Genomic DNA, 21,499 nt, shown 5'->3' with positions numbered 1-21,499 from the left:
ATAAATGAAATAAACATAAAAAACGCCAACAAACAACGAGCTAAGCCGGGCAGAACCAGGCTGGAAACATGTAAGCAAACATGAACAAAAACATAAGACAAATTAATAATTAACCCAACAAAGCGCACGGTTTAGCGTGCGGCAAACCAGCTGCCGCGCACCTGATGGCGGTGCCAAATCCAGCCCAGTGCCAGACCGCGCAGCGCCAGAAACACCGCCAGCGCCAGCCAGAGTCCGTGGTTGCCAAGCAGCGGCACGCTGAACAGCGCCAGACCGTATCCCGCCGCAGCCACCGCCATGCTGTTGCGCATCTCGGCACCGCGCGTGGCACCGATAAACATGCCGTCCAGCAAATAGCACCACACCCCGACCAGCGGCAGGATGACCTGCCACGGTAAATAGTGGGCGGCCAACGCACGCAGCTCCGGCAAGGAGGTCAACGCCGCCACGATCTGCTGGCCGGTAACGGCATACGCCAGGGCGAAGGCCAGCGCGACCAGCCCTGCCTGCCTGCAGGCCGCGTGCCACACCTTTCGCAGCTGGCTGTCGTCCCGGGCACCGTAGGCGTGGCCCGAATGGGCTTCCACCGCATAAGCGAAGCCGTCGAGCGCATAGGCGGTAAACGTCAGCAGATTCATCAATACCGCGTTGACCGCCACCACGTCGCTCCCCAGACGAGCGCCGAAGATGGTCAGCGATGCAAAGCACAGCTGCAGCAGCAATGAACGCAACATGATGTCGCGGTTAAGCGCCAGCAGCCGACGCAGATCGCCACGCCAGGCCTGGCGCAGCATCGGCAGGGTGATACCGCGCAGGCGCATCACCCGCCACGCCAGCCACAGGCCGAGCAGCAGCGTGGCGTATTCGGCGATGGCGGTTGCCGCCGCCGCCCCTCGCACGTTCCAGCCCAGGCCCATCACCAGCCAGATATCCAGCACGATGTTCAGCAGGTTGCCGACAATCAGCAGGATCACCGGCGCACGCACATACTGCACGCCGAGCAGCCAGCCCAGCAGCACCAGATTAGCCAGCGCCGCCGGCGCGCTCAGCCAACGGATCTCAAGAAAACGCCGCGCCTGTTCCAGCACCTCGCCATTGCCACCGACGATCCGCAGCGCCAGTTCGATCAGCGGATAGCGCAACAGGACGATCGCCACCCCGGCCAGCAGCGCCAGCAGAAGCGGCTGCATAAAGGCGCGCGCCAGCGCCTGCGGGTTCTGTGCCCCCAGCGCCTGCGCCGCCAGGCCGGTGGTGCTCATGCGCAGGAACAACAGCAGCATGAACAGGAAGCTGGTCGCCACCGCGCCGATCGCGACGCCCCCCAGGTAGATCGGGCTGTCGAGGTGGCCGATCACCGCGGTGTCCACCAGCCCGAGCAGCGGTACGGTGATATTGGAGAAAATCATCGGCAGAGCCAGGCGCCACAGGGCTTTATCGGTGTCGCTGGTGAAGGCGGAAATCAAGCGCATGATGAGATGTTCCCGTAGCAGTGGCGAAGGGCAAGGTCAGAAACAAAAACGCCCCAGAACAGGGGCGATTGATACAAGAGGCGGCACTGAGAGTGCGACGATTAAATCCAGTCACCGTTGCGGATCACGCCGACCGCCAGCCCTTCGATAGTGAAATTCTGCTGGCGCAGATCGACCACGATCGGTTGGAATTCGTTGTTCTCCGGCAGCAGCTCGACCACGTTGCCGTGTTTTTTCAGGCGCTTGACCGTCACTTCGTCTTCGATGCGCGCCACCACGACCTGGCCGTTGCGCACGTCTTGCGTTTTGTGCACCGCCAGCAGATCGCCGTCCAGAATGCCGATGTCACGCATCGACATGCCGTTCACCCGCAGCAGGAAATCGGCGCTCGGTTTAAACAGGGAAGGATCCACCTGGTAGTGCCCTTCGATGTGCTGCTGCGCCAGCAGCGGCTCGCCGGCGGCGACGCGGCCGATCAGCGGCAGCCCTTCTTCTTCTTCCATCAACAGGCGGATACCGCGCGAGGCACCGGAGACGATTTCGATCACGCCTTTGCGTGCCAGCGCCTTCAGGTGTTCTTCGGCGGCGTTAGGCGAGCGGAACCCCAGACGCATCGCGATCTCGGCACGCGTTGGCGGCATGCCCGTTTGCGAAATATGATCGCGAATCAGATCGTAGACCTCTTGCTGTCTGGTAGTTAGTGCTTTCATTCCGCCCCCTGTTTGTTTATACAGTCTTGCTGTGAGTATATACAGGTAAGCGCGGATTGGGAACCGAAGAATAAATAAAAATCAGTCAGTAGGCGCCTTTCGTCAGCCAAAATGCTGCCATAAGACCGTGCCCCAAACGAACAGCGCCAGCACGATCGCCAGCGACACCGCCGCCGATCCCATGTCCTTGGCCCGGCCGGACAGTTCGTGATGTTCGCTGCCGATGCGATCCACTACCGCCTCGATCGCGCTGTTCAGGATCTCGACGATCATCACCAGCGCTACCGATCCGATCAATAAAATGCGCGCTATCGCACCCACATCCAGCCAGACAGCCAGTATGATAGCCAGCAGGGTGACCACCAGTTCCTGGCGGAAAGCCGCTTCGTGCTGCCAGGCGGCGGAAAGCCCTTTATAGGAATAGCCGGCGGCCTTGATGATGCGGGTCAGTCCGGTTGCTTGGTTTGCCATGTTTTCGTGCCTTTCTCAGAGGTCGGTCATAATAAAAAGAGTCTAGAACAGTCCGCGCTGACGGCTCTCGGTTTTCGAACACCACAGATCTGCTACCCGGTTTCTGGTATGCTTGCGGCGCATTGCTAACAAGAGGCTTCACGTTGTTTATGTCAGGTTGGCGTAAAATTTATTATAAAATATTGAATTTACCACTTAAATTGTTGGTAAGAAGTAAGGTCATCCCTTCAGATCCGGTTACCGAGCTAGGGTTGGATCCCTCACGGCCGATTTTGTATGTTTTACCTTACAATTCCAAGGCGGATTTGCTGACGCTGCGCACCCAGTGCCTGGCGCAGGATCTGCCCGATCCGCTCAACTCGCTGGAGATCGACGGCACCGTGCTGCCGAGCTACGTGTTCATTCACGACGGCCCGCGCGTGTTCCGCTACTACACCCCGAAAGAAGAGTCGGTAAAGCTGTTCCACGACTATCTGGATCTGCACCGCAGCAATCCGGATCTCGACATTCAGATGCTGCCGGTTTCGGTGATGTTCGGCCGCTCGCCGGGCCGCGAAGGCCACGGCACGCCGCACCTGCGTCTGTTGAACGGCGTGCAGAAATTCTTCGCCGTGCTGTGGCTCGGCCGCGACAGCTTCGTGCGTTTCTCCAACACCGTTTCGCTGCGCCGCATGGCCACCGAGCACGGCACGGATAAAACCATCGCGCAGAAACTGGCGCGCGTGGCGCGCATGCACTTCTCGCGTCAGCGCCTGGCCGCGGTAGGCCCGAGCCTGCCGGCCCGCCAGGATCTGTTCAACAAGCTGTTGGCGTCCAAAGCGATCGAAAAAGCGGTCGAGGACGAAGCGCGCAGCAAGAAGATCTCGCACGAGAAAGCCCAGCAGAACGCCATCGCGCTGATGGAAGAGATCGCCGCCGATTTCTCCTACGAAACCGTGCGCCTGTCCGACCGCGTGCTGAGCTGGACCTGGAACCGGCTGTATCAGGGCATCAACGTCACCAACGCCGAGCGCGTGCGCCAGCTGGCGCAGGACGGCCACGAGATCGTCTACGTGCCCTGCCACCGCAGCCACATGGACTACCTGCTGCTGTCCTACGTGCTGTATCACCAGGGCCTGGTGCCGCCGCACATCGCCGCCGGCATCAACCTCAACTTCTGGCCGGCCGGCCCGATCTTCCGCCGCCTGGGCGCGTTCTTCATCCGCCGCACCTTCAAGGGCAACAAGCTGTACTCGACGGTGTTCCGCGAATACCTCGGCGAGCTGTTCACCCGCGGCTACTCGGTGGAATACTTCGTGGAAGGTGGCCGTTCCCGCACCGGGCGTCTGCTGGAGCCGAAGACCGGCACCCTGTCGATGACCATCCAGGCGATGCTGCGCGGCGGCACCCGTCCGATCACGCTGGTGCCGATTTACATCGGTTACGAACACGTGATGGAAGTGGGCACCTACGCCAAAGAGCTGCGCGGCGCCACCAAGGAAAAAGAGAGCCTGCCGCAGATGCTGCGCGGCCTGCGCAAGCTGCGCAATCTGGGCCAGGGTTATGTCAACTTCGGCGAGCCGCTGCCGTTGACCGCTTACCTCAACCAGCACGTGCCGCAGTGGCGCGAGTCTATCGATCCGATCGAGGCTCAGCGCCCAAGCTGGCTGACGCCGACGGTCAACGATCTGGCCGGCCAGATCATGGTGCGCATCAACAACGCCGCCGCGGCCAACGCCATGAACCTGTGTTCCACCGCGCTGCTGGCTTCGCGCCAGCGTTCGCTGACCCGCGAACAGCTGGTCGAACAGCTCGAGTGTTACCTGCAGCTGATGCGCAACGCGCCTTACGCGCATGACGTCACCGTGCCGACGCAAACGCCGGACGAGCTGCTGGATCACGCGCTGAACATGAACAAGTTCGAGGTGGAGAAGGACAACATCGGCGACATCATCATCCTGCCGCGCGAGCAGGCGGTGCTGATGACCTATTACCGCAACAACATCCACCACCTGCTGGTGCTGCCGTCGCTGATCGCCAGCATCGTGATGCATCATCGCCGGGTATCGCGCGCCGAGCTGCTGCGTCAAATCGGCATGATCTACCCGATGCTGAAAGCCGAGCTGTTCCTGCATAACGACAAGGAACAGCTGCCGGAGGTGCTGCAGCCGGTGATCGACGAGCTGATCCGCCAACAGCTGATCTGCGACAAAGGCGACGAGCTGGTGCTGAACCCGGCGCGCATTCGCCCGCTGCAGCTGCTGGCCGCCGGGGTGCGCGAAACCCTGCAACGCTACGCCATCACCATGTCGATCCTCAGCGCCAACCCGAGCATCAACCGCGGCGCGCTGGAGAAAGAGAGCCGCATCATGGCGCAGCGTCTGTCGGTGCTGCACGGCATCAACGCGCCGGAGTTCTTCGACAAGGCGGTGTTCTCCACCCTGGTGGCGACGCTGCGCGAAGAAGGCTATATCAACGATAGCGGGGATGCGATCCGCGAGCACACCCTTGAGGTGTACAACATGCTGAGCGATCTGATCACGCCGGAAATCAAGCTGACCATCGAAAGCGTCAACATGCCGGCAGAGACCAACGCCCTGCCGCAAGCCGACGCGGAAGAAGAGCAGGACGAGTGATGTCGTCCGGCACCGAAACACAAAAGGCACCCCCTGGGGTGCCTTTTTTCTTGCTTTGCGAAACCGTTACGCCGGCAGATAGCTCAGCGCGATGCCGATAAATACCACCAAGCCGACATAGTTGTTCTGCAGGAAGGCCTTGAAGCAGGCTTCGCGCTCGCGGCCGGCGATCTGTTTCTGCTGGTGAATGAACAGCGCGCCCGCCAGCAACAGCGACCAGTAAAACGCCCCGCCGAGCTGCGCCAGATAACCGACCCACACCAGCAGCAGCAGCGTCGCGAACTGCAGCAGCCCGACGATCAGCTTGTCATAACGGCCGAACAGGATAGCGGTGGATTTGATGCCGATCTTCAAGTCATCGTCGCGATCGACCATCGCATACAGCGTGTCGTAGGCCACCGTCCAGCAGATGTTGGCCAGCAGCAGCAGCCAGCAGCTGAGCGGCAGCGATTCGCTGACCGCCGCATACCCCATCGGAATGCCCCAGCCGAACGCGGCGCCCAGCACGAACTGCGGCAGGTTGGTCACCCGCTTCATGAACGGATACACCCAGGCCAGCGCCAGCGCCGCCAGCGACAGCCAGATGGTCATCGCATTGAGCGTCAACACCAGGCAGAACGAGATCAGCACCAGCACCGCAAACAGCACCTTGGCCTCTTTCGCGCTCACCCGACCGCTCGGCATCGGCCGCCCGGCGGTGCGTTTCACGTAGCCGTCCACCGCGCGATCGGCATAGTCATTCACCACGCAGCCGGCGGCGCGCATCAGGAACACGCCGAGCACGAACACCAGCAAAATCGACAGCGGCGGCACGCCTTTCCCGGCCAGCCACAGCGCCCACAGCGTCGGCCACAGCAGCAACAGCGTGCCGATCGGTTTATCAATGCGCATCAAATGGCTGTAAGCCCGCCATTTACTTTGAGTCACGCTTCCCTCCAAGGTCTTGCTCTCCTCTCTTATGCAGGAACCGCTGAATACAGCGGCGAAGCCGGTAAAAACAATTCGGTCAGCAACAGCGGTTTGCCCGCCAGCCGCAGCCGTGAACGGCGCGCCCACAGCGCATCCTGTCGGCCGATATGGATATAGTCGCGGGTCAGATCGCCGCTGCTGAACAGGTAGCGCCCCAGCGGCAGCGTGCCCAGATCCACCAGCGCCTGGTCGGGGCCGGTCAGCGTATTTTCCGGGATCACCGTGCGCCCCAGCAGCCAGGGCTGGTCGTCGCCCAGCAGCACCACTTCGCGCAGCCAGTAGCGCGGGCTGTCGGGCAGGTGATTCGCCTCGTCGCCCAGCGCCTCGCGCGTGACGAAGCATTCGCGCTGCGGTTCGACGCGCACCTGGGCGCAATGGCGTTCAAATCGGCGGGTCATGGAGCCTAACTCCATCAGCCAGTCGCTGACGGCGGCGGGCGCCGGAGGATCCTGTTCGGACAACCACTCCAGCGGCGGCAGGATGGAATCCCTGATGCCAGACATTGCTTTACTCCTCGCCTGAACCGCGGCCGGTACGGCGCGCCAGACGATACAAACTGTTAACAGGCCCCCATTGTAGCGCAGAAATACGAAAGCGGCAGGCTGATTCGTGGCGAAAACGGCGGTGGCTTCCGCCGGAAAAACCGGGTTCCTGTCATCTTTTTGCCATCCGCGTTCTCTATCTTCGTTCCCCGGCACGATGACGATTCTGTGATCGCCTGCAAAGTTTCATCTTTGTCGCGTTGTTTTATCTACGCGCGTAGATACTCTGACACCGCAGCGTTGAATCGCCATGCGTCCGACATCATTTGTCGGCACACCTTTGTTGCCGGCACCAGGGAAACCATCTTTAACCGCGCCCCTCCAGGCGCAGAACAAAAGAGGATAGCACTGCCATGAGCGAAACAACGCTTGCCACTCCACAGACCGCCGACGCCGCGCTGGCGGCCGATGAACGCCTGGCAACCAAAGAGGGGCGCAGCCAATTTTGGCGCGCCACCTTCTCCTGCTGGCTCGGCACCGCCATGGAATACGTCGATTTCGCGCTGTACGGCCTGGCGGCCGGCATGGTGTTCGGCGACGTGTTCTTCCCCGAGGCCACGCCGCTGGTCGCCCTGCTGGCCAGCTTCGCCACCTACTCCGTCGGCTTCGTCGCGCGGCCGATCGGCGCGCTGGTGTTCGGTTGGATCGGCGATCGCAAAGGCCGCCGCGTGGTGCTGATCACCACCGTGGCGCTGATGGGCCTCTCCACCACGCTGATCGGCCTGATCCCGTCCTATGCGCAAATCGGCGTCTGGGCACCCACCTGCCTGGTGATCCTGCGCTTCGCGCAGGGGTTCGGCGCCGGCGCGGAGCTGTCCGGCGGCGCGGTGATGCTGGCGGAATACGCGCCGGCCAAACGGCGCGGGCTGGTGGCGTCGATCATCGCCATCGGCTCCAACAGCGGCACCCTGCTGGCGTCGCTGGTGTGGCTGCTGGTACTGCAGCTCGACAAGGAAGACCTGATGAGCTGGGGCTGGCGCATTCCGTTCCTCGCCAGCATTCTGATCGCCGGCGTGGCGCTGTACCTGCGCCGCCACGTGCGGGAAACGCCGGTCTTCGAGCGCGAGCTGCAGCAAAACCACCAGCGCATGCTGGACGCCGCCCAGGCCGCACCGGATACGCGCAGCTACCTGCAGCGCACCAAGGCGTTCTGGGTGATGCTCGGCCTGCGCATCGGCGAAAACGGCCCTTCCTACCTGTGCCAGGGCTTTATCGTCGGCTACGTCGCCAAGGTGCTGATGGTCGATAAATCGGTGCCGGCGCTGGCGGTTCTGATCGCCTCGCTGTGCGGTTTTCTGGTGATCCCGCTGGCCGGCTGGCTGTCCGATCGCTTCGGCCGCCGCGTCACCTACCGGTGGTTCTGCCTGCTGCTGGTGCTGTACGCCTTCCCGGCGTTCTGGCTGCTCGACAGCCGTGAGCCGGCGATCGTCATCTCGGTGATCGTGGTCGGCATGTGCATCGCGTCGCTGGGGATCTTCGGCGTGCAGGCGGCCTATGGCGTCGAACTGTTCGGCGTGAAGAACCGCTACTCCAAAATGGCGTTCGCCAAGGAGCTCGGCTCGATCCTCTCCGGCGGCACCGCGCCGCTGATCGCCACCGCACTGCTGTCCGGTTTCGGTCACTGGTGGCCTGTCGCCTGCTATTTTGTTGTAATGGCGGGCATCGGCTTAATCACCACCTTCTTTGCTCCCGAAACCCGCGGCCGCGATCTCAACCTGCCGCAGGATGCCGCGTAGCGAGAAGGCGAACAGGACCTCAATGTGGATAATCACTCCGCGCGACGCGTTACCCGCGCCGACGTGGCTCGCGTAGCGGGCACCTCCGTCGCCGTAGTCAGCTATGTGATCAACAACGGCCCGCGCCCGGTGGCGGAAGCCACCCGGCTGCGCGTGCTGGCGGCGATCGAGCAGACCGGCTACCGGCCGAACGACATCGCGCGGGCGCTGGCCTCCGGCAGCACACAAACCTACGGGCTGGTGGTGCCGGATATTTCCAACCCGTTCTTCGCCACCCTGGCGCGGGCACTGCAGCAGGAAGCCTTCAGCCGCGGCCGTGTGCTGCTGCTAGGCGACGCCGGCGACGATCGTCAGCGCGAGTATGAACTTATCAACAACCTGCTGCGCCGCCAGGTCGACGGCCTGCTGTACACCAGCGTCGATCGCCATCCGTGGTTCGATCTGATCCGCGCTTCCGGCACGCCCTGCGTAATGATAGACACCATCGACAGCCAGGCCGGCGTCTGCGCCATTCGCGTCGACGAGCGCGACGCCGCCTGCCAGGCAACCCGCCATCTGCTGCAACACGGCTATCGCGACATCGGCATTTTTATCGGCCCGCTGACCATGCTCAACGCGCAGGATCGCCTGAACGGCTGGCGCGATGCGCTGCTGGAGGCGGGTATCGCGCCGCGCGACGAGTGGATTTTCGAAGTGCCCTACACCCGCCAGGGCGGTTACCAGGCCACCCAGCGCCTGGTGCAAGGCCCACGCCCGCGCGCCGTTTTCACCTCTAACGAGCAACAGGCGCTCGGCTGCCTGTCGGCGTTGGCGGAGCATGGGCTGCGCGCGCCGGACGATCTGGCGCTGATCTGTTTTAACGGCACGCAGCAATCCGAATTCAGCGTGCCGCCGCTCAGTGCGGTCGAGCAGCCGATCGACGCCATGGCCAAGCGGGCCATCGCCATGCTGGCCGCCGGTGCCGCGCCCGCCGAGCTGCATGAATTCGCTTTTCAACTGCGCATCCGCCGCTCCTGCGGCTGTTAGCGGTTTTTCAGGACACCTTATATGCGTTTAATCATTGATTGCGATCCCGGCAACGGCGTGCCCGGCGCCAACGTCGACGACGGCCTGGCGCTGGCCCTGGCGCTGGCGGCCAAACCGCAGCTGCAGCTGGAGCTGATCAGCATCGTGGCCGGCAACACCCCTCGAGAAGTGGGATTCGCCGTCGCCACCGATCTGCTGGCGCAGAGCGGCTATCAGGTGCCGGTCGCCCTCGGCGCGGCGCGCGCCCTGAGCGAGCCGCCGGAGCCGTGGCGCGCACATCTGGACCGCCCGATCGCCGATCCGAAGCTGGCGGCGCTGTGGCGTGACCTGCCCGCGCCCTCGCTGGCCAACGCGCCCGCACCGGACGCCGCCATCGCCATCGGCGAGCTGATCTGCCGGCATCCCGGCGAGATCACGCTGGCGGCGATCGGCCCGCTGACCAACGTTGCGCACGCCATGCAGCTTTACCCGCAGATGGCGCAGGCGGTGAAAGAGATTGTGATCATGGGGGGCGTATTCAACGTCGACGGGTACATCAAGGACACCAATTTCGGTTTGGATCCGGAAGCGGCGCGGCTGGTGTTGAACAGCGGCGCCACCATCACGCTGGCACCGCTGGATGTCACCACCCAGACCATGCTGACCCAGGCGGATCTGGCCGCGTTGACCCAGCCGGACACCCCGCTGTGCCGCTATTTACGCGCCACCACGCGGCCGTGGATCGACTATTCGCGCCATACGCGGCACCTGCCGGGCTGCTGGATCCATGATGCGTTGGTGATCGCCTGGCTGCTGGCGCCGCAGCTGGTCACCACCGAGATGTTCCATGTGGATGTGGCGCTGGAAGGGGCGTTGACGCGCGGCAGCTCACGCCGCTGGCGGCCGGACAGCCTGCGTCTGACGGTCGGCATGCCGGCGCCGCAGGGCAGGCCGGTACGTGTCATGCAGCAGGTAGACAACGCTCGTCTGTTGGCGTTGATCGGCGCAACGCTGGCCCGCGGATGAAAAAAGGTGCGCCAAAGCGCACCAATCATCGAGCCAGCATCGGCAGCGCCGGGTGTTACCCCTTGCCTTTAACGCTGCTGATAAACGTTTTACGCGCGGTGGTCGAGCCCAGTTTCTCGGCCTCATTCATCAGTTTCAGCGCCTTGTCGATATCGCCCGCCTTCACCGCCTGTTTGATGCCGTTATTGAAGTAGCTTTCGGTATCGTTGAGCATCGGCTCCGCCGGTTTCTCCGGCGCCGGTGCCGGTGCCGCCACGGCGGCAGGGGCGGTCGAGCCCACCACCACCGGCGCCACGGTCGGCGCAGGCTGCAGCATGCCGATCATCACGTTGCCGGTGCCCTGTTCAGCGGTGACCTTAAGCTTCAGCGTGCCGGTCGTCGCGTGGCCGGCGATCGGATCCGGGATATCCGGTACCGCGTTGCCCACGCCCTGCGCATAGGCCTTGGCCGGGTTGGTCAACTGAGTGGTTTTCGCCAAGTCCTGGCGGGTGGTGTACACCAGCAGGTAAATCTGTTTTTGGCCGAGCGCCGGCGTCAGTTTCAGCGTGCCTTCGAGGCGATCGGAGGACATAGCCCCCGGTGGCTGATACGGGAAGTAGCTGCTCGGGTAATACGCCGCCGGGCGCAGATGCTCGTCCAGCACCAGCACGCTCGGCGCATAAAGCGAATTGTTTTTGGCAAGGCTGCTCAGCGTCACTTCCAGCGAACCGCGATCGGCCGGCAGCGTATAGGCGGCGATCGCCCCCTGAATCTCGCCCTGATTGAGCTGCGGGCTGACGGCGTCCAGCTTCACCTCTTGCGACACCGGCGGCTGCAGCGGCTGCCACGGCAGGCTTTGCAGCGTGGCGGCGCTGATGGCCGGCGCGACGGAAACGTTGGCCGGCGTCTCGGCGTTGGCCGCCAAAGGCGCGCCGACGGTCAGCGCCAGCGACAGGCAGAGTGACAGCAGATTCTTTTTCATCGTTATATCCTCTTTCAGCGCTGCGGCGGATCAGGCAAGAGATCCGGCCGCGGCGAATGCGGTTGGGGGAGAGCCGCTGGCCCTCCCCGCCCTGTCGTCGTTACCACCAAATTTCCATCTGGGCGCCGAAGGTGACTTCGTCATCCTTGCCGCGGCTGAAGGTATGCATGCTGGTGTCGTTGTAAGCGGTGCCGGCGTTATACCCGGTGTCGTCACCGGTGGCGTAGCCCCACTTCTCATCCCACTTGGCGTAGGTGGCGAACAGACGGATGGCCGGGCGCGACCAGATGCTGTTGCCGGCCTGCCATTGCTGCGCCAGGGTCACTTTATACTGGCCGTTGCGATCGCCGGTGCGCTGGGATTTGACGTTGTCGTAGCCCGCTTCCAGCAGGGTGCTCATGATCGGCGTCCATTTGTACATCGGGCGCACGCCCACGGTGTACCAGGTGGTGCCGTTGTTGTTGTCGCGGTCGATGTCCTGGAACATGGCGACGTACATCAACGCCCATTGATCGTTGAAGTCGATGGCGCCGTGATCCAGCACGCGGATCATCTTGCCGTTGTTATCGATGGTGGCGCCTTCGTTGCGGCCGTTGTTCTGCGAGGTCATCGAGTCGGTGGCGTACTGCACCACAAACTTGTTGTAACCGTTCAGGATGCTTTGGGTGTGTTCCGCGGTGAACATCCAGCCGTCTTTGCTCGCGCCGTCGGCCAGGTGGTAGTGGTCCTGCGCATTGGCGCGGCCGTAGTCCACGCCCAGCTCCAGGGTGCCGCCCGGGTTCAGCTCCAGGCCGGCCAAGCGCACGTCGAAGGTGTCGTTGACGGTCGGACGCTGTTTCCATTCGTTATCCAGGTAGCCGTAAGAGCCGCCGGACTCCGAGTTGCGGGTCACGGCAGCGGAAAGCTTGCCGAAGCCCAGATCGATGTTTTCCAGACCGGCGCCCGGGCCGGAGATATCCCAGTAGTAGAAGTCGATCATGTGAACGTCATGACGCTGATAGAAGCGCTTACCGGCCCACAGCGTGGAGCCCGGCAGCCAGTCGATCAGGTTTTTACCCTGCACGTTGACTTCGCGGAAGCCCGGGGTCACGTCTTCCCAGTCGGAACGTTGCGAGACCGAATAGGCCAGGTTGGTGTCGAAGTAGAAGCTCTTGTCGCCTTCTTTCCACACTTCCTGCCCCAGTTTCAGCTCGGCGTAGGTTTCGCATTCGTTGCCGAGACGGTATTTGCTCGCGGCGCCGGTGGCCTTGAAGCACTGTTGCTCACCGCCGCTGCCGGTCCAGCCGATGCCGGAACGGGCGTAACCGTGGAAATCCACGGCCAGCGCCTGGGTAGAGAGAACACCGGCGGCGACAGCCAGTGCCAGAGGAAGTTTGCGCAGAGTAGTCATCATTATTCTCCTGTTATACCGACTTTGATGCTTTAAACGCCCGGCTCCTGGTGCAGCCGTTTACATGCCGTACCGTCTTCACGGAACAGGTGGCAGCGGTGAGGCGGCAGGCCGATGGCGAATGTGGCACCTTCTTCTACCAGCACCACGTCATTCTGGCGGTACACCAGGTTTTGACGGATAGCCGGGATTTGGATGTGGATTTGCGTCTCGTTGCCGAGTTGCTCCACCACCTGTACGTCGCCGGTAAGCCGCACTTCAGAGGCTTCGCCGGGCAGCAGATGTTCAGGGCGAATGCCCAGTGACAGGTTGGCGCCGGGCTGAACGCCCGCGCCTTCCACCGGCAGCCAGACCAGCTGGCGGTTGGGCAGCTCGACCTGCACCTGTTGCGGCTGCGCCGCGGTCACCTTGACCGGCAGGAAGTTCATCTTCGGCGAGCCGATAAACCCGGCGACGAAGCGGTTGGCCGGGTAGTGGTACAGTTCCAGCGGCTTGCCAACCTGCGCCACGCGACCGGCGTCGAGCACCACGATCTTGTCGGCCAGCGTCATCGCTTCGACCTGATCGTGGGTGACGTAAATCATGGTGCGCTGCAGGCGCTTGTGCAGACGGGAGATCTCGATGCGCATCTGCACCCGCAGCGCGGCGTCGAGGTTGGACAGCGGTTCGTCGAGCAGGAACACGTCTGGCTCAGCCACCAGCGTGCGGCCGATCGCCACGCGCTGACGCTGCCCGCCGGACAGCGCCTTCGGCCGCCGATCGAGCAGGTGCGCCAGCTGCAGCACCTCGGAGACCTGGTTCACCCGTTGATTGATTTCCGCTTTCCTGGCGCCGGCCAGCTTCAGGCCGAACGACATGTTGTCCGCCACTGACAGGTGCGGATACAGCGCATAGGATTGGAACACCATGCCGATGCCGCGCTCGGAAGGCGGCACCTCATTCATACGTTTCTCGCCGATCAGCAGCTCGCCGGAGGTGATGTCCTCCAGCCCGGCGATCATGCGCAGCAGCGTCGATTTACCGCAGCCCGACGGCCCGACAAACACCACAAACTCGCCGTCTTCGATGGTCAGATTGACGTCTTTGGAAATCACGGCCTCACCGAAGGCCTTATAAACGCTGCGCAGTGTGACGCTAGCCATGCGTTACTCCCCTGCTTTCGCAGTTAACATGTCGTGTGAAAATGGCGGAGGCAAAGCCCGCCAAAACCCATTGATGACCCTCTTGCTGCGCGCCGTGCTGCCATGCCAACGGCAAGGTCGCCTCAGACGGCGCGGCCGCCTGAGTATAAGGCTGCAGGTTTATCAGCGCTTCAAGGCATTGATCCTGATGGGTAATAAGTAAGCGCACCACGCCGTCTCGCTGGCTGACCGCGCTCAGCTCGCCGCGCTGGATGAGCGGCGAACGGCGCAGGGCCAACAGCGCCTGGCAGTAACGTAAGGTGGAGTGGCTGTCGTGCTGTTGGCGGCTGATGGCCAACGCGCGGTGTTCGATCGCCACCTGCTGATACCAGCTGATTTCGCCGGCGGTGACCTGTTCGGGGGCCTCATGCCACGGCATCGGCGTTTGCGCGCCGCGCGGATCCTGCAGGCCGGCGGCGTGCGGCAGCCCCAGCTCTTCGCCCTGATACAGGCAGATCGGCGCCGGCAACATCGCCAGCAGCGTCAGAAAGGCGGCGGCGGAGCGCAAATCGCCCTGCCCCCAGCGGCTGACCACTCGGGGCTGATCCGCGTCGCCGGTGCTCCACAGGCTGTCCGCCAACGAGGCGCGGCGGGCATGCAGCACCGCCACCAGCTTCTCCGCGCTGAACGGCATCACGTCCAGCGCCAATGCGCCGTGGGCGAACCGCTGCGGCGCGGCCGCATTGCGAACGCGGTTGGCTTCATCGGCGTACCACAGCGTCAGCCCTTCGCCCGTCACCGTCGCCTCGGTCTCCGGCGCCAGCGTCTGCGGCAGCAACAGGCCGTCGATCGACAGCGCTTTCAGGTACGGCAGCGCCGCCAGCATGCCGTGCGCGTCGCCCACGCCGTCCCCGTTTCCGTCACGGAAACTGGCCGGATGGATCCGGTACAGGGTGGGCTGGGTGGCGATAGGCATTGACGACATAAATCCGGTATCCCTGCTGCGCGTGGCGTTGAAAATCAATGGGCCGATAGTGCGGGAGTCGCCGGAAAGGGTAATCATCCGTAACAGGATTTTTCATGGGGGAGGAGACGGGAGGATGAGAGAACGACCACAGCGATGAGAAGTTCCGCGCTTAAGGCAAATCTGTGATCCGGCTGGCAAAAATCGCCCCCCTATTTTGTGCCTGACGCCACAGAATAGAGCGCAACGTTAACTGGATCACACTCCTCATCACAGGGGCGTAGAGGGGGGGAGGATGAGAATATGTCGCGTTGTGACCCACTATTACCGCGAAACGTCTCTCCTTGATTTATGTGCCCACAAAAAGAAGGACTGGATTATGACTCGCAGCATTACCCTCGCCCGCACGCTGGCGCTCTCGGCACTGGCCACCCTGGTGCTCTCTTCTTCCGCCTTCGCCAAGATCGAGGAAGGCAAACTGGTTATCTGGATCAACGGCGACAAGGGCTATAACGGCCTGGCCGAAGTCGGCAAGAAATTCGAAAAAGACACCGGCATCAAGGTCACCGTCGAGCACCCGGACAAGCTGGAAGAAAAATACCCGCAGGTGGCCGCCACCGGCGACGGCCCGGACATCATCTTCTGGGCCCACGACCGCTTCGGCGGCTATGCGCAGTCCGGCCTGCTGGCCGAAATCCACCCGTCCAAAGCCTTCCAGGACAAGCTGTTCCCGTTCACCTGGGACGCCGTGCGCTATGACGGCAAGCTAATCGGCTACCCGATCGCCGTCGAAGCGCTGTCGCTGATTTACAACAAAGACCTGGTCAAACAGCCGCCGAAGACCTGGGAAGAGATCCCGGCGCTGGACAAGCAGCTGCGCGCCAGCGGCAAAAGCGCCATCATGTGGAACCTGCAGGAACCCTACTTCACCTGGCCTATCATCGCCGCCGACGGCGGTTATGCCTTCAAGTATGAAAACGGCAAATACAACATCAAGGATGTCGGCGTCGCCAATGCCGGTTCGCAGGCCGGTCTGCAGTTCATCGTCGATCTGGTGAAAAACAAGCACATCAACGCCGATACCGACTACTCGATCGCCGAAGCCGCGTTCAACAAAGGCCAGACCGCGATGACCATCAACGGGCCGTGGGCCTGGAACAACATCGAGCAGAGCAAAATCAACTACGGCGTGACGCTGCTGCCAACCTTCAAAGGCAAACCGTCCAAGCCGTTCGTCGGCGTGCTAACCGCCGGCATCAACGCCGCCAGCCCGAATAAAGAGCTGGCGACCGAGTTCCTCGAGAACTACCTGCTGACCAACGAAGGGCTGGCGGACGTCAACAAAGACAAGCCGCTGGGCGCGGTGGCGCTGAAGTCCTATCAGGAAGCGCTGGCCAAAGATCCGAAGATAGCGGCCACCATGCAGAACTCGCAAAACGGGGAAATCATGCCGAACATCCCGCAGATGAGCGCCTTCTGGTACGCCGAACGCAGCGCGGTGATCAACGCCGTCAGCGGCCGTCAGACGGTGAAAGCCGCGCTGGACGACGTGCAGACCCGTATCACCAAGTAAAGACGTCGTGCGGGATTAACATCCCCGAAATAATTGGAGTTACACCGCGACGGCAAGTACGCACATCCCCGGGAGCATAGATAACTATGTGACCGGGGTGAGCGGACGCAGCCAACAAAGGTGTAGCTTCAAGTATGAAGGGGACAAGTGCCCCGCCGTTGCTTCACAGAAAGGAACGCCCTATGCAATTCGCTCACGCCGGGACGCCTGCGCGTAAAAAATCGAAGTGGTGGCAAAGCGACGCGCTGAAATGGCTGGTGGTCGGTCTGTTCAGCCTGGTGACCTGCTACCTGATTGTGTTGATGTATGCACAGGGTGAATACCTGTTCGCCATCCTGACGCTGATCCTGGTCAGCGCCGGGCTTTACGTCTTCGCCAACCGCCGCGCCTATGCCTGGCGCTATGTGTATCCCGGCGTCGCCGGCATGGGGCTGTTCGTCCTGTTCCCGCTGATCTGCACCATCGCCATCGCCTTTACCAACTACAGCAGCACCAACCAGCTGACTTTTGAACGCGCGCAATCGGTGCTGATGCAGCGCCAATTCCAGAGCGGCAAAACCTTTACCTTCGGCCTCTACCCGGCGGAAAACCAACAGTGGCGCCTGCAGCTGACGCCACCGGACAGCGAACAGCCGCTGATCTCCGAACCTTTCCGCCTCGACGCCGCCGCGCCGCAAACCCTGAAGCTGACGGCGCAGAGCGCCGCGCCGCAGGGCGAACGCGCCACGCTGCGGGCGATCACCCAGAACCGGCAGGCGCTGAGCCAGCTGGTGGCGCAACTGCCCGACGGCGGGGAATTGCGCATGAGCTCCCTGCGCCAGTTCTCCGGCACCCGCCCGCTGTATGCGCTGGACAAAGACGGCAGCACGCTGACCAATAACCAGACTCAGGTGCGCTACCGGCCGAACGGCGACACCGGCTTCTATCAGGCGATCAACGCCGACGGCGGCTGGGCGCAGGAAACACTGAGCCCAGGCTATACCGTCACCACCGGCTGGAAAAACTTCCTGCGGGTGCTGCAGGACGAGGGCATCAAGAAACCGTTCGTGTCGATCTTCATCTGGACCATCGTGTTCTCGGTGATGACGGTGATCCTCACCGTGGCGGTCGGCATGGTGTTGGCCTGCGTGGTGCAGTGGGAGGCGCTGAAAGGCAAGGCGATCTACCGCGTGCTGCTGATCCTGCCCTATGCGGTGCCGTCATTCATCTCGATCCTGATCTTCAAAGGTTTGTTCAACCAGAGCTTCGGCGAGATCAACATGATGCTCAGCCATCTGTTCGGCATCAAACCGGCCTGGTTCAGCGATCCGCTCACCGCCAAGAGCATGATCCTGATCGTCAACACCTGGCTCGGCTACCCGTACATGATGATCCTGTGCATGGGGCTGCTGAAGGCCATCCCGGACGATCTGTACGAGGCCTCGGCGATGGACGGCGCCAACCCGTGGCAAAACTTCTTCCGCATCACCTTACCGCTGCTGATCAAGCCGCTGACGCCGCTGATGATCGCCAGCTTCGCCTTCAACTTTAACAACTTCGTGCTGATCCAGCTGCTGACCAACGGCGGCCCGGACATGATCGGCACCACTACGCCGGCCGGCTATACCGATCTGCTGGTCAGCTACACCTACCGCATCGCCTTCGAAGGCGGCGGCGGGCAAGACTTCGGGCTGGCGGCCGCCATCGCCACGCTGATCTTCCTGTTGGTGGGCGCGCTGGCGATCCTGAATTTGAAAGCCAGCAAGATGAACTTCGATTAGGGAGAATAACGATGGCCATGGTTCAACCCAAGTCCCAGCGCCTGCGCCTGTGGATCACCCATATTTTGATGCTGTGCTTTATCGCCCTGATCATGTTCCCGCTGCTGATGGTAGTGGCCATCTCGCTGCGCTCCGGCAACTTCGCCACCGGTAGCCTGATACCGGAAACCCTCTCCTGGGATCACTGGCGGCTGGCGCTCGGCTTCAGCGTCACCCACGCCGACGGCAGCGTGACGCCGCCGCCGTTCCCGGTGCTGCTGTGGCTGTGGAACTCCATCAAGATCGCGGCGATCACCGCCATCGGCATCGTGACGCTATCCACCACCTGCGCCTACGCCTTCGCCCGCATGCGTTTTCGCGGCAAGAGCACGCTGCTGAAGAGCATGCTGATATTCCAGATGTTCCCGGCGGTGCTGTCGCTGGTGGCGCTGTATGCGCTGTTCGATCGCCTGGGCCAGTACATTCCGTTTATCGGCCTGAACACCCACGGCGGCGTGATCTTCGCCTACATGGGCGGCATCGCGCTGCACGTCTGGACCATCAAGGGCTATTTCGAAACCATCGACAACTCGCTGGAAGAGGCGGCGGCGCTGGACGGCGCCACGCCGTGGCAGGCATTCCGTCTGGTGCTGCTGCCGCTGTCGGTGCCGATTCTGGCGGTGGTGTTCATTCTGTCGTTTATCGCCGCCATCACCGAAGTGCCAGTAGCGTCGCTGCTGCTGCGCGATGTGAACAGCTACACGCTGGCGGTGGGGATGCAGCAATATCTCAACCCGCAGAACTACCTGTGGGGCGACTTCGCCGCCGCCGCGGTGCTGTCGGCGATACCGATTACCGCCGTGTTCCTGCTGGCGCAGCGCTGGCTGGTGGGCGGCCTGACGGCCGGCGGCGTGAAGGGGTAATTTGTGCCACTGCAGTGCGTTTGATGTCTTTCCTTATCTTTTACCCTATGGATTTCAAGTTACAGCGAGTGCAGTCAACAACGCTGTAGCTTGAAAGACGACAGGTAATGATATCCTGTGTCTTTGGCGGCCATTGGCCGCCATTTTTATCTCCGCTATTCCCGTTTCAGCCGATCGGTGTTGGCCAGATAGAGCGTCACCACCAGCACCAATATCGCCGCGGCGTAGATCAGGGTATCGATGGGATTCTTGTGGTCCACGATAATCAAACGAATAATCGCGGTAATGCCAATATAAATAAAATAGCGCAGCGGGAAATGATAACCCGACTCAAAATACTTGACGATCAAGGCGATAAATTCAAAGTACAAGAAATAAATCACGATGCCTTCAATCAACAGGTATGAAGAAGACTCTTCGTTGTTGATAAATAACACCTTCGCCAGGTGGAGGGTCTCCTTGACCAGAAACACCACCAGAATTGCCGCCAGCAGCAGCAAACCTACGTTCAGTACCCGCTGCAGCCCTTTCGCTATCATGATCGAACGCGACGTTTTTGCCATAAAACCTCTCTCTGAATACCGCTAATATGATTCAACCGTGCCAATATAGGCATTGTCTTAAAAATTATGCCCCGCGCGAAAGCACTTTAAACCCCATTTAATTCATAAAGTTATAATAAGATGTTTCTGGCTTATAGATTTGTAGCAAATCGAAATGTCAACTATCATGGGTCACAGAGATCTTTACATAAAACTAATAACCTCGAATTAACAAGGGAATTCTTTATGCGCGCTAAACTTAACGGACTGGTCGCTGCGGGCCTGTTTACCTGTGCATTGTCCGGCCACGCCGCCGGCCTGGTAACCCCTGACAACGATCTGCGTAACGATCTCGCCTGGTTGTCTGACCGCGGCGTCATCAACGTCAGCCTGTCCACCTGGCCGCTGAGCCAGGAAGAGATCAGTTCCGTTATCGCGCAGGCCAAACCGGTGACCAATACCGAGAAAAACGTCATCGACCGCGTGCAGCGCCGTGTCGATGCCTTGAAAGCCAACATCCGCGTCAGCGGTTACGCGTCGACGGATAAACCCGGTACCCCGCAGGGCTTCGGCCAAAATGAGTACGCCGACGATCGCCTGACCATCGGCGCCGGCGCCAACGGCGAGTTCTGGGACGTACGTCTGCAGGGCTCGGTGGAAGGCGATCAGCGTGTCAGCGACGGCTCCAAATTCAATATGAACGGCTCCTACGGCGCGGTGAAAATCTGGAACCAGTGGCTCTCCTTCGGCGAAGTTTCCCAATGGTGGGGCCCTGGCTACGACGGCAGCCTGATCCGCTCCGATGCCGCACGCCCGGTGGCGGGCTTCATGCTGCAGCGAGCCGACCAATCGCCGTTTGAAACCCCGTGGCTGTCGTGGATCGGCCGCTGGCAATACCAGCTGACCGCCGGCCAGCTATCGCAGTACAGTTCAGTACCGCACACCAAACTGATCGGCGGTCGTTTCACCATGATGCCGACCGATTTCCTGGAATTAGGCGCCTCACGCATCATGCAGTGGGGTGGTGAGGGCCGTCCGCAATCCTGGAGTTCGTTCTGGAAAGGCGTTAGCGGCCGTGATAATGATGATTCCGGCAAGGGCAACGATCCGGGCAACCAGCTCGCCGGCTTCGACTTCAAACTGAAGATGCAGCCGCTGATCGGCCTGCCGGTCAGCCTGTACGGTCAGCTGGTGGGGGAAGATGAAGCGGGCTATCTGCCTTCGCAAAATACCTATCTGCTCGGCCTGGAAGGCCACCCGGAATGGGGCCCGACGACCATCAACTGGTATATCGAAGGGGCGGATACCCGTTCCGATATGAGTCGGGAACGTTATGTCTACACCCACTATATCTATAAGGGTGGGTATTATCAGCAAGGTTACCCGCTGGGCCACGCCATGGGCGGCGACGGCCAGATGCTGTCCGGTCGCGTAGAGCTGGTGCTGGACGACAGCCAGCGCTGGAGTACCCGCCTGGTATACGCCAAAGTGAACCCGAACAATCAGGCGATCAACCAGGCGTTCCCGAAATCCGATACGCTGAAGGGCATTCAGGTCGGTTGGGGTTACACCTTCCCGTCTCAGGTTAAGTTCGATACCAGCCTGTGGTACACCGATAACGATCACAGCACCGCCGATGACGTGGGCGCGGGCGTCAGCTTCGAAGTACCGATCAATCTGTAATTTGTTGCAGACGTAAAAAAACCCGCCGCGGCGGGTTTTTTATTGGCTTCAGCTCAGGCG

18 protein-coding genes are annotated in these 21,499 nt (G+C 61.6%); 8 read left to right on the top strand and 10 right to left on the bottom strand.

Going from position 1 to position 21,499, the window contains the following annotated elements:
* Positions 1–131: 131 nt before the first annotated feature.
* The 3 genes from dinF to AWX27_RS22845 form a co-directional block, all read right to left on the bottom strand.
* Positions 132–1,469, bottom strand: a complete 1,338-nt coding sequence (gene dinF / locus AWX27_RS22855) for an MATE family efflux transporter DinF (protein WP_060425155.1) — start codon at positions 1,467–1,469, stop codon at positions 132–134.
* A gap of 101 nt (positions 1,470–1,570) precedes the next feature.
* Positions 1,571–2,179 carry a transcriptional repressor LexA gene (gene lexA, locus AWX27_RS22850; RefSeq protein ID WP_025160136.1) on the bottom strand — a complete coding sequence of 203 codons (609 nt, stop codon included), beginning with the start codon at positions 2,177–2,179 and terminating at the stop codon, positions 1,571–1,573.
* Between the two features lie 102 nt (positions 2,180–2,281).
* On the bottom strand, positions 2,282–2,650 hold the full coding sequence (locus AWX27_RS22845; RefSeq protein ID WP_015379225.1) for a diacylglycerol kinase: 369 nt from the start codon (positions 2,648–2,650) through the stop codon (positions 2,282–2,284).
* Positions 2,651–2,799: 149 nt separating this feature from the next.
* Between AWX27_RS22845 and plsB the strand changes: the two genes are divergently transcribed.
* On the top strand, positions 2,800–5,265 hold the full coding sequence (gene plsB, locus AWX27_RS22840) for a glycerol-3-phosphate 1-O-acyltransferase PlsB (RefSeq protein ID WP_060425184.1): 2,466 nt from the start codon (positions 2,800–2,802) through the stop codon (positions 5,263–5,265).
* A 66-nt stretch (positions 5,266–5,331) separates the two neighbouring features.
* Here plsB and ubiA read toward each other — a convergent pair whose 3' ends face one another.
* Positions 5,332–6,204 (bottom strand): 4-hydroxybenzoate octaprenyltransferase, encoded by an 873-nt coding sequence (gene ubiA, locus AWX27_RS22835; protein WP_049201503.1) that lies wholly within the window; start codon positions 6,202–6,204, stop codon positions 5,332–5,334.
* A 17-nt stretch (positions 6,205–6,221) separates the two neighbouring features.
* On the bottom strand, positions 6,222–6,737 hold the full coding sequence (gene ubiC / locus AWX27_RS22830) for a chorismate lyase (RefSeq protein ID WP_038874327.1): 516 nt from the start codon (positions 6,735–6,737) through the stop codon (positions 6,222–6,224).
* A 392-nt stretch (positions 6,738–7,129) separates the two neighbouring features.
* Between ubiC and AWX27_RS22825 the strand changes: the two genes are divergently transcribed.
* The 3 genes from AWX27_RS22825 to AWX27_RS22815 are packed head-to-tail and all read left to right on the top strand — an operon-like array spanning position 7,130 to position 10,543.
* Positions 7,130–8,512, top strand: coding sequence for an MFS transporter (locus tag AWX27_RS22825; RefSeq protein ID WP_060425154.1), 1,383 nt, complete (start codon positions 7,130–7,132; stop codon positions 8,510–8,512).
* Between the two features lie 24 nt (positions 8,513–8,536).
* Positions 8,537–9,538 (top strand): LacI family DNA-binding transcriptional regulator, encoded by a 1,002-nt coding sequence (locus tag AWX27_RS22820; RefSeq protein WP_060425151.1) that lies wholly within the window; start codon positions 8,537–8,539, stop codon positions 9,536–9,538.
* A 21-nt stretch (positions 9,539–9,559) separates the two neighbouring features.
* Entirely contained in the window at positions 9,560–10,543 is a 984-nt protein-coding gene (locus AWX27_RS22815) for a nucleoside hydrolase (protein ID WP_060425149.1), read from the top strand.
* 55 nt (positions 10,544–10,598) lie between these two features.
* Here the strand turns inward: AWX27_RS22815 and malM are convergent, their stop codons facing one another.
* The 4 genes from malM to AWX27_RS25480 all read right to left on the bottom strand — a co-directional run bounded on the left by malM (position 10,599) and on the right by AWX27_RS25480 (position 15,000).
* Positions 10,599–11,504, bottom strand: coding sequence for a maltose operon protein MalM (malM, locus tag AWX27_RS22810; RefSeq protein WP_038874335.1), 906 nt, complete (start codon positions 11,502–11,504; stop codon positions 10,599–10,601).
* A 100-nt stretch (positions 11,505–11,604) separates the two neighbouring features.
* Positions 11,605–12,897, bottom strand: a complete 1,293-nt coding sequence (locus AWX27_RS22805) for a maltoporin (RefSeq protein WP_049288181.1) — start codon at positions 12,895–12,897, stop codon at positions 11,605–11,607.
* Positions 12,898–12,926: 29 nt separating this feature from the next.
* Positions 12,927–14,036 carry a maltose/maltodextrin ABC transporter ATP-binding protein MalK gene (malK, locus tag AWX27_RS22800; protein ID WP_038874339.1) on the bottom strand — a complete coding sequence of 370 codons (1,110 nt, stop codon included), beginning with the start codon at positions 14,034–14,036 and terminating at the stop codon, positions 12,927–12,929.
* On the bottom strand, positions 14,029–15,000 hold the full coding sequence (locus AWX27_RS25480; RefSeq protein ID WP_060425181.1) for an alpha-amylase family glycosyl hydrolase: 972 nt from the start codon (positions 14,998–15,000) through the stop codon (positions 14,029–14,031). The genes malK and AWX27_RS25480 overlap by 8 nt, the downstream gene beginning before the upstream one ends.
* Positions 15,001–15,358: 358 nt before the next feature.
* Between AWX27_RS25480 and malE the strand changes: the two genes are divergently transcribed.
* From malE to malG, 3 genes are all read left to right on the top strand, one after another.
* Positions 15,359–16,552 (top strand): maltose/maltodextrin ABC transporter substrate-binding protein MalE, encoded by a 1,194-nt coding sequence (malE, locus tag AWX27_RS22790; RefSeq protein ID WP_019453233.1) that lies wholly within the window; start codon positions 15,359–15,361, stop codon positions 16,550–16,552.
* 182 nt (positions 16,553–16,734) lie between these two features.
* Positions 16,735–18,312, top strand: a complete 1,578-nt coding sequence (malF, locus tag AWX27_RS22785) for a maltose ABC transporter permease MalF (RefSeq protein ID WP_038874341.1) — start codon at positions 16,735–16,737, stop codon at positions 18,310–18,312.
* 11 nt (positions 18,313–18,323) lie between these two features.
* Positions 18,324–19,214: a maltose ABC transporter permease MalG gene (gene malG, locus AWX27_RS22780; RefSeq protein WP_004936696.1), complete on the top strand. Its 891-nt coding sequence runs from the start codon at positions 18,324–18,326 to the stop codon at positions 19,212–19,214.
* 155 nt (positions 19,215–19,369) lie between these two features.
* On the opposite strand, the gene psiE is transcribed toward malG, so the two are convergent.
* Positions 19,370–19,777 carry a phosphate-starvation-inducible protein PsiE gene (gene psiE / locus AWX27_RS22775; protein WP_004936694.1) on the bottom strand — a complete coding sequence of 136 codons (408 nt, stop codon included), beginning with the start codon at positions 19,775–19,777 and terminating at the stop codon, positions 19,370–19,372.
* A gap of 225 nt (positions 19,778–20,002) precedes the next feature.
* Between psiE and AWX27_RS22770 the strand changes: the two genes are divergently transcribed.
* The gene (locus AWX27_RS22770) at positions 20,003–21,439 is read left to right on the top strand and encodes a capsule assembly Wzi family protein (RefSeq protein ID WP_060425147.1); all 1,437 of its coding nucleotides are present in this window, start codon (positions 20,003–20,005) and stop codon (positions 21,437–21,439) included.
* The last annotated feature ends 60 nt before the right edge of the window (positions 21,440–21,499 follow it).

The organism is Serratia sp. 2880STDY5682894 (assembly GCF_001537385.1).
Lineage (GTDB): Bacteria > Pseudomonadota > Gammaproteobacteria > Enterobacterales > Enterobacteriaceae > Serratia > Serratia nevei.
This window is presented reverse-complemented; position numbering and strand designations above follow the sequence as displayed.